Annotated in this window: 2 protein-coding genes; both read right to left on the bottom strand. The window is 54.3% G+C overall.

Annotated features, from left to right (window positions below):
• Window positions 1-299: 299 nt before the first annotated feature.
• Window positions 300-1,094 (bottom strand): hypothetical protein, encoded by a 795-nt coding sequence (locus XdyCFBP7245_RS23360; protein WP_146091736.1) that lies wholly within the window; start codon window positions 1,092-1,094, stop codon window positions 300-302.
• 180 nt (window positions 1,095-1,274) lie between these two features.
• Window positions 1,275-1,619, bottom strand: a complete 345-nt coding sequence (locus tag XdyCFBP7245_RS23355) for a helix-turn-helix domain-containing protein (RefSeq protein ID WP_280523217.1) — start codon at window positions 1,617-1,619, stop codon at window positions 1,275-1,277.
• Window positions 1,620-1,783: the final 164 nt, after the last annotated feature.

The following is a 1,783-nucleotide window of genomic DNA, read 5'->3' as shown; positions in this document are numbered from 1 at the left end:
CAGCGCTTGATCTGTTCTTCGTCCATCACTGCACTCATCGATGTCTCCTCTGAAAACTAACACCTGAGCAGAGTTTCAGTGGGTCATTACATGCTAGGCGAAAACCACGAGAGCAACCGTTTCGAAGGGCGCGGGCACTATTCATGTTGCCACTCAGACGAGCTACGAGCTAAACGTGCTCCCGAAAAAGTGAGATCGATGGCAGTCAGTGATAGGCCTGCGGCGATTGATTAAGCTTCATGTCATCTACTCAGCCGGCTGGGAAGGCGATTAAAAGGCTACCCTAACGCGGCATGGCCTCATCCTGGGTTCCAAGCGCGACTCTCGGATCGGCTTTCACGCTTCAGGGTTAGCTCGGCAAGGTTCGCTTGAATTCGACTATTCGTGTTCGTGAAAGAGTTACACCGGACGAACTCTATGTCTTCCCAAAAACCCACTACTGCCGAAATCATTTGGTCTAGAAGGCTTCGTGGCAGCGTGATGTTTTCGAACAGAGGATGGGGTAAGGCGTCTTTGGGGACGCGAATTTGAACTCCAGCGACCTCCAAGACAGTTCCTGGAGGCAGCCACTGAGACCAGAGCGAAGGGCACAGGTCGTGGAGCTCCTCGGCCGACGGGCCGTCCCCATGTCTCAAGACGTTGCCGAATAGCCGAAGCACAAGCAGATCAGTTTGGTCGCCAAACGATTGAATCGGTGTGTCAAACAGGTCTTCAAACAAGGTGGGCACTCCCTTGCTGCCCTTCGACCAGTCAGCTACCTTGATCTTCTTCTGAGCATCGGTAGTCCACTTTTTATGTCTCGCCATGGCGAGCATGAGGCCGCGAAGGCTCCGCTCATGCATAGACTGCGTAGTGAGCAAGAAACCTTCAACTGTGCTGTGATGTAGATCTGCGTAAATATCGGCGCCGAATGTGCTTTCGGCACTGTCGTCGCTGTTCTCCATCTTCTCGATTCGTCTCTCCAAGGTATCGAGGGACGGAGTCACCACCTCGTCCCTATACATGGCAAAGGCATGAAGATCCAAGCTTGCATAGACAGCGACGCTGTGGTCAGGCCAATGTATTTGAACCAACGATGGAATGGCAGGGTTCATAGGTTTTTTGTCCGTGTGGAGTGTCCCCATTTACGCTCTACCGTTAAGGTATTCAAGTATGCGGCGAGCTCCTTACTCCATCTCTCTCGGGCTACCCTAAAACCTCGTGCCCCCTGCTGCTGATGTGCGAGGACGGCCCCTCGATTGCAGCAAAATCGTTCACGTCGTGGGATAAGCCGGCTAGCTTCTGGCCAACAGCTTTGCGATTAGCTGATCTCGATCCTTGGGTTGAAGATTCGTCAGTGCCGCTATGACCTTCGCCAGTTGCTCTTGCTGTCGATCGTTTTGCTCTCCCAACGCCAAAATTGCGTCAGCCATGCCAGGGGTGCTAGCCAGTAAGAAAGCAGGCGGCACTTCCAGCGCTTCTGCCATCTCGAACAAAGCCTCGAGGCTGATAGACATGGCCTCGGATTCATATCTGGATATCCGCGCTGACGCTGTGTCTTTGTCTAGGCCCATTCGCATCCCTACCTCGCGCTGACTCAGGCCCCGTCGTTCGCGGGCTTGGCGCAGGCGCGCGGCCACGATCTCCCGAGGGGCGGGAGTGGCGGGCTTCACAGGCTGAATCGATGCAGTGCAGGCATGGAAAGAGCATGACGGCGACGTCCCCCCAATTTTGAGTAGCACCTCAGTTTGGAGTCCAATTCCCTATCCCGAGGAGATTGGATGTGAAGAAGCGTTTTTCCGAA

Source organism: Xanthomonas dyei (assembly GCF_002939865.1).
GTDB lineage: Bacteria > Pseudomonadota > Gammaproteobacteria > Xanthomonadales > Xanthomonadaceae > Xanthomonas > Xanthomonas dyei.
The sequence above is the reverse complement of the archived record's forward strand: the minus strand, read 5'-3'. Positions and strand labels throughout refer to the sequence as shown.

Excerpts from the sequence above, each read along its gene's own strand:
- XdyCFBP7245_RS23360 (WP_146091736.1), bottom strand. The coding sequence starts at position 1,094 with ATGAACCCTGCCATTCCATCGTTGGTTCAAATACATTGGCCTGACCAC.